This is a genomic window from Burkholderia sp. Ax-1720 (genome assembly GCF_011753035.1).
GTDB classification, from domain to species: domain Bacteria; phylum Pseudomonadota; class Gammaproteobacteria; order Burkholderiales; family Burkholderiaceae; genus Burkholderia; species Burkholderia gladioli.
Window position 1 is genome coordinate 1 of sequence record NZ_VWWK01000270.1, and the last position, 6,602, is coordinate 6,602.

Here is a 6,602-nt window from a genome sequence, read left to right on the forward strand (position 1 = left end):
CCCGGTGCGGCATGCCGCGAAGCCGCCCACCGGCGCGCCCATCGTGCCGGGCCAGGTGGCCGCCGAGCGGCTCACGCCGGTGGCCTGGCGGCAGGTGCCGGGCTGGGACGACGATACCCTGATCGGCGCGACCATCGCGCTGCGCCAGAACTGCACGCGGCTCGCGCGCGCCGCCAACTGGCGCCGCGCCTGCGAGGCCGCCGAGCGGATCGACGATCTCGACATCACCGGCGCGCGCAGCTTCTTCGAGACGTATTTCACGCCCTATCAGTTCTCCAATACCGACGGCACGCTCGATGGCCTGGTGACCGGCTATTACGAGCCGCTGCTGCGCGGCTCGCGCGTGCGGCGCGGGCCCTACCAGACCGCGCTGTATCGCTGGCCGGCCGGCTATCGGGCCGGCAGCGCCATGCCGGCACGCGCCCAGCTCGAGCGCTCGGGCGTGCTGAACGGCAACGAATTGGTGTGGGTCGACGATCCGATCGAAGCCTTCTTCCTGCAGGTGCAGGGCTCGGGGCGCGTGGTGATGGACGACGGCAGCGTGATGCGGGTCGGTTTCGGCGGCACCAACAACCAGCCCTATCGCTCGATCGGCAAATGGCTGCTCGATCGCGGCGAGCTGAGCGCCGGGCAGGCCACCATGCAGGGCATCAAGGCCTGGGCGCGCGCCAATCCCTCGCGCGTGGACGCCCTGCTCGACACCAATCCGCGCTTCGTGTTCTTCCGCGAGATGCCGTCCAGCGAAGGCGCGCCGAACGGTGGCGCGGACGGCCCGATCGGCGCGCTCGGCGTGCCGCTCACGGCGGAGCGCTCGATCGCCGTCGATCCTTCCTTCATTCCGCTGGGCACGCCGGTGTTCCTGCAGACCACGCGGCCGCTCACCAATACGCCGATGAACCGGCTGGTGTTCGCGCAGGACACGGGCTCGGCGATCAAGGGCGGCGTGCGTGCCGACTACTTCTGGGGGCTCGGCGACGATGCGGGCGACCTGGCCGGCCGGATGAAGCAGGTCGGGCGGATGTGGCTGCTGCTGCCGAATTCCTGAGCAATGCGGGGGCGCCGGCCCCCGTCCTGCGTGAACCCCGGCGATATCCCTTCCTTCAGCGGCGCTTGTCCACCACGCGCCGCGCCTTCCCCACCGAACGCTCGATGCCGTTGACCGGCAGCACCTTGACGATCGCCGTGACGCCGATCAGGGCCTTGATGTCGTAGGCCAGCGCCTGGCCGGCCGCGTCGAGCAGGGCCGTGGCCGTATTCCGGTGCGGGCAGGGCTCGACGTTCAGCGTCATCACGTCGAGCGGCCCTTCCCGGGTCAGCACGATCTGGTAATGCGGCGCCAGCACGGCCTGCTTGAGCAACTGCTCCTCGATCTGCGTCGGGAACACGTTCACGCCGCGGATGATCATCATGTCGTCCGAGCGACCGGTGATCTTCTCCATGCGCCGCATGCTGCGCGCCGTGCCCGGCAACAAGCGGCTCAGGTCGCGGGTGCGGTAGCGCACGATCGGCAGCGCCTCCTTGGTCAGCGAAGTGAATACCAGTTCGCCGAGCTCGCCGTCGGGCAGGACCTCGCCCGTCAGCGGATCGATGATCTCGGGATAGAAGTGATCTTCCCAGATGGTCGGGCCGTCCTTGGTTGCGGCGCATTCCGAGGCGACGCCCGGGCCGATCACCTCCGACAGGCCATAGATGTCGACCGCGTCGATGCCCATGCGCTGCTCGATCGCCGCGCGCATCTCGTTGGTCCAGGGCTCCGCGCCGAAGATGCCGATCCGCAGCGACGAGGCGCGCGGGTCCAGCCCCTGCCGTTCCATCTCGTCGGCGATCGACAGCATGTAGCTGGGCGTGACCATGATGATGTCGGGCCGGAAGTCCTGGATCAGCTGCACCTGCTTCTCGGTCTGGCCGCCGCCGAAGGGAATCACCGTCAGCCCCGCGCGCTCGGCGCCGTAATGCGCGCCCAGGCCGCCCGTGAACAGGCCGTAGCCGTAGCTGACATGCACCTTGTCGCCTCGGCGCGCGCCCGCCGCGCGGATCGAGCGCGCCACCAGGTTGGCCCAGGTGTCGATGTCGCGCGCGGTGTAGCCGACCACGGTCGGCTTGCCGGTGGTGCCCGATGAGGCGTGGATCCGCGAGATCCGCTCCTGCGGCACCGCGAACATGCCGAACGGGTAGTTGTCGCGCAGGTCGCTCTTGGTCGTGAACGGGAAGCGCGAGAGATCGGCGAGCGTCGTCAACTGGTCGGGATGCACGCCGGCCTCGTCGAACTTGCGGCGATAGACGGGCGAGTGCTGGTAGGCGTGGCCGAGCGACCATTTCAGGCGTTCGAGCTGCAGCGCCTGGAGTTCGTCGCGACTGGCGGTCTCGATCGGCTCGAGCGGAAGGGGGGCGTTCATCGATGTCTCCATGCGTCTTTATTGTGGTTCGCTCGGGTGGCTCGCGGCCCGCTCAGGTGCCGGGGCCGTCAGAGGGGATCACGTTGCCGGCGATGCGGGCCGACTTGCCGCGAAACATCGCCACCGTCTCGCCGGCCCGGTTCGTCACGCGGATATCGTAGATGCCGTGCCGGCCGGCCAGGGCCTGCTCGACAGCCTCCGCCGTCAGCACCTCGTTCTCGAACACGGGACGCAGGAATTCGATCGAGCAGCCGGCCGCCACCGTGTTCAGGTTGCGCGAATTGCAGGCGAACGCGAAGGTCGAGTCGGCCAGCGTGAAGATCAGGCCGCCGTGGCAGGTGCGATGGCCGTTCAGGAATTCCGGCCGGACCGTCATGCGCATTCGCGCGTGGCCGGGGCCGACCTCGACGAGTTCGATGCCGAGCGCGCGCGTGCAGGCATCGGCGGCGTACATCGCGTCGGCCGCGGCGCGGGCGAGGGCGCCGGCCTCGGCTGCGGTATCGGCGGGCGTGGTGGCATCCATCTCAGCGCCCCTCGAAGCGCGGTGCGCGCTTGGCGATGAAGGCGGCCACGCCTTCCGCGTAATCGTGCGACTGCCCGAGCTCGCGCTGCAGGTCGCGTTCGAGGTCGAGCTGCGCGTCGAGCGGCTGGCTCATGCCGGCGCGCATCGCCTGCTTGATGGCGGCGATCGCGCGGGTCGGCTGGCGGGCGAGTTCGGTCGCCAGCGCGGTGGCGGTGGCCGCCAGCGCCTCGTCGTCGACGGCGCGCCAGATCATGCCCCAGTCGGCGGCCTGCTCGGCGCCGAGCTTGTCGCCCGTCAGCGCGAGCCCGAGCGCCCGCGCGAAGCCGACCCGCTGCGGCAGGAACCAGGTGCCGCCCGAGTCGGGCACCAGGCCGATCTTCACGAAGGACTGGATGAAGCTGGCCGATCTGGCGGCCAGCACCAGGTCGCAGGCGAGCGCGAGGTTCGCGCCGGCGCCGGCCGCGATGCCGTTGACGGCGGCGATCACGGGCAGCGGCAGCGCCTGCAGGCGACGCACGAGGGGGTTGAAGTGCTGGTCGATCAGCGCGCCCAGGTCGGTTGGCGCGCCGGGCGTGAAGTCGAGGTCGGCGAGATCCTGGCCGGCGCAGAAGCCGCGGCCGGCGCCGGTGAGGATCAGCGCGCGCGCGTGGCTGGCCTCGGTTTCGTCGATGGCCGCGGCGAGCTCGGCGTGCATCGCGCGCGTGAAGCTGTTGAGCTTGTCGGGACGATTGAGCGTGATCGTCGCGACCTGGGTGGCCGCGTCGAACGCGAAGCGGATCGTGTCATACGGCATCGGGTGTCTCCTCCGGTAAGGCGGATGGCCGGTGGCTGGTACCGGCCCGGATGCGGCTGGACGGCGGAATTCTTCTATCTATGGGGATGCGGTTTCAGGCGGCGCTGGTTTCTGCGCGCGGCGCGACGTGCACGCGGCTCTGCACCACCCGGAAGCGGTTGGCGACGAAGGCCGTGTCGGCCAGCGCCGCATTCGCGGCCGGGTTCGCGCCGGTGCCGTGGAAATCCGAGAACGCCGCGGACTGGTTCACGAACACGCCGCCCGTCAGGTTGATCGAGAGGGCGACGCCGCCGCGGATCGCCGCCTGGTAGGCGCCGTCGATGATCTTCTCGTCCGTGCTGTAGACCGAGAGCGTGAGCGCGCCGCACTCGGCCGCGATACCGCCGGCCAGGTCGAGCGACTGCGCGGTTGAATCGGTGGCGATCACGAAGGCGATCGGGCCGAACCACTCGCGCGTGTAGCTGCCGCGCTCGCTGGCGTCCAGCTGGATCAGCAACGGTGTGCGTACGCGCGCCTGCGGATATGCCGGATGTTCGAGTGTCTGGCTGTCGACCAGTATCTTGCCGAGTCCGCGTGCCTCGTCGATGCGGGCAGTCACGCCGTCGTTCTGGATCGCCCCCAGCAGCTCGACCGCGCGCGCCGGATCGGCACACAGCTTCTGCACTGCGCCGGCGATCGCCTGCGCGACTTCGTCGAAGCCGACGCGGCCCTCGGGCGTCTGGATGCCGTCGCGCGGCACATAGATATTCTGCGGCGCGGTGCACATCTGGCCGGAATAGAGCGCGAGCGAGAACGCGATATTGCGTGCCGCTGCCTTCAGGTCGTCGGTCGAATCGATCACGATCTGGTTGACGCCGGCCTTCTCCGTATACACCTGGGCCTGGTGGGCATGACGCTCCAGCCAGTCGCCGTTCCTGGTGCTGCCGGTGAAATCGATCAGGCGAATCTCGGGGCGCACGGCCAGCGACTGGACCAGGGCACCGTCGTCGGGATCGGTGGCGAGCAGGGTAACGATGTTCGGATCGAAGCCGGCCTCGCGCAGGACTTCGCGGGCGATCCTCACGGTGATCGCGAGCGGCAGGATCGCGCCCGGGTGAGGCTTGACGATCACCGTGTTGCCGGTGGCGAGATCGGCGAACAGGCCGGGATAGCCGTTCCAGGTCGGGAAGGTGCAGCAACCGAGTACCAGGCCGGTGCCGCGCGGCACGATCGTGTAGCGCTTGTGCATCGCGAGCGGCGGGTTCTTGCCTTGCGGTTTTTCCCAGTGCGCCTCGGCCGGAACTCGGCGCAGCGCGTCCCAGGCGTAGGCGACGGCCTCCAGCGCGCGATCCTGGGCGTGCGGGCCGCCGGCCTGGAAGGCCATCATGAAGGCTTGCCCGGTGGTATGCATCACCGCATTGGCGATCTCGAAGCTGGCGCGGTTGAGCCGGGCCAGGATCTCGAGGCTCACGCCGATCCAGGCGCTCGGTCCGGCGGCGCGCCATCCTGCCTGGGCGGCAGCGGCTGCCGCGATCAGTTCGTCGGGCGAGGCTTGCGGGTAACGGATCCCGAGCGGAAAGCCGAACGGCGACACCTCGGCGCCGAGCTTGCCGCCCGAGGCCGGTTGGTCGAGTTCGAAGGGTTTGTCGAGCTGGGCGCGGAAGCTCGCCTCGCCGTCCGCTGCCGCGCTTTCCCCGTACACTTTGGGACTCGGCATTTCCGCGAACGGGCTCCAGTAGGCACGGGTTTCGATGGCTGACAGCGCTTGTTGCAAGGTGGCTTCGTGCTTCGAGAACAAGGGGTGGGTCATGACGTCGGCCTGATGGGATGTGGAGGAGTCGGTCGTACTGGCGCAATTAATTAACCGACCGGTTGGTCGGCAAATGTTAGCATTGTTCTCCGCGTGTGTGCGCGGTGAGTGGCGTTTCTTTGATCGAGGAGAAATCGATGGATTACCAGAACATCCTGGTGGAGACCCGGGGGCGTGTTGGCCTGATCACGCTGCATCGTCCGAAGGCGCTCAACGCGCTCAACGATGCGCTGATGGACGAGCTCGGCGCGGCACTGAAGGCCTTCGACGCCGACGAGGGGATCGGGGCGATCGTGCTGACCGGCAGCGAGAAGGCGTTCGCGGCCGGCGCCGACATCGGGATGATGGCGAACTACTCCTATATGGATGCCTACAAGGGCGACTACATCACGCGCAACTGGGAGACGATCCGGCAGATCCGCAAGCCGATCATCGCGGCGGTGGCGGGGTTCGCGCTGGGCGGTGGCTGTGAGCTGGCGATGATGTGCGACATCATCATCGCCGCCGACACGGCGAAGTTCGGGCAGCCCGAGATTCGGCTCGGCGTGATGCCGGGCGCGGGCGGCACGCAGCGCCTGCCGCGCGCGGTGTCGAAGGCCAAGGCGATGGACATGTGCCTGACCGCGCGCTTCATGGAGGCGGAGGAGGCTGAGCGGGCCGGGCTGGTGTCGCGCGTGGTGCCGGCGGCGTCGCTGCTCGACGATGCACTGGCCGCGGCCGCGACGATTTCCGAGTTCTCCCTGCCGGCCGTGATGATGGTGAAGGAGTCGGTGAATCGTGCGTACGAGACGACGCTGGCGGAAGGTGTGACTTTCGAGCGGCGCCTGTTCCATTCGACGTTCGCCACCGAGGACCAGAAGGAGGGAATGGCGGCGTTCGTGGAGAAGCGCAAGCCGGTGTTCAAGCATCGCTGAGCGCTTCGGGCGACGAGTGGATCGTCTCGTTTTTGCTTGTTTCCTTTTGCGATCAAAGGCTTGCCATGAAGGGCGCCGCGCAAGCGGCGCCCTTCATGCATTTTCTTTGCGAAAACGCTTGCACGAAGGCGATGGGCTGCTTAGAATCACGCCTCTTTCGCGCTAACGGAAACGCGGCACGAAAGAG

The 6,602-nt window shown here is 68.4% G+C and carries 6 protein-coding genes; 2 read left to right on the forward strand and 4 right to left on the reverse strand.

All coding sequences use genetic code 11. The features are described from left to right. The first annotated feature begins 4 nt into the window (after positions 1-4). Positions 5-1,045, forward strand: a complete 1,041-nt coding sequence (locus tag F3J18_RS34810; protein ID WP_166916644.1) for an MltA domain-containing protein — start codon at positions 5-7, stop codon at positions 1,043-1,045. 55 nt (positions 1,046-1,100) lie between these two features. On the opposite strand, the gene paaK is transcribed toward F3J18_RS34810, so the two are convergent. From paaK to paaN, 4 genes are all read right to left on the reverse strand, one after another. Further along, positions 1,101-2,396, reverse strand: a complete 1,296-nt coding sequence (gene paaK, locus F3J18_RS34815) for a phenylacetate--CoA ligase PaaK (RefSeq protein WP_166916636.1) — start codon at positions 2,394-2,396, stop codon at positions 1,101-1,103. Positions 2,397-2,448: 52 nt separating this feature from the next. Continuing rightward, complete coding sequence (gene paaI / locus F3J18_RS34820; protein ID WP_166916638.1) at positions 2,449-2,919, reverse strand: hydroxyphenylacetyl-CoA thioesterase PaaI; 471 nt, start codon at positions 2,917-2,919, stop codon at positions 2,449-2,451. Between the two features lies 1 nt (position 2,920). After that, the gene (gene paaG / locus F3J18_RS34825) at positions 2,921-3,712 is read right to left on the reverse strand and encodes a 2-(1,2-epoxy-1,2-dihydrophenyl)acetyl-CoA isomerase PaaG (RefSeq protein ID WP_166916640.1); all 792 of its coding nucleotides are present in this window, start codon (positions 3,710-3,712) and stop codon (positions 2,921-2,923) included. 94 nt (positions 3,713-3,806) lie between these two features. Next, on the reverse strand, positions 3,807-5,501 hold the full coding sequence (paaN, locus tag F3J18_RS34830; RefSeq protein WP_166916642.1) for a phenylacetic acid degradation protein PaaN: 1,695 nt from the start codon (positions 5,499-5,501) through the stop codon (positions 3,807-3,809). Positions 5,502-5,638: 137 nt separating this feature from the next. Between paaN and F3J18_RS34835 the strand changes: the two genes are divergently transcribed. Beyond that, the gene (locus tag F3J18_RS34835; protein ID WP_025100540.1) at positions 5,639-6,415 is read left to right on the forward strand and encodes an enoyl-CoA hydratase; all 777 of its coding nucleotides are present in this window, start codon (positions 5,639-5,641) and stop codon (positions 6,413-6,415) included. The last annotated feature ends 187 nt before the right edge of the window (positions 6,416-6,602 follow it).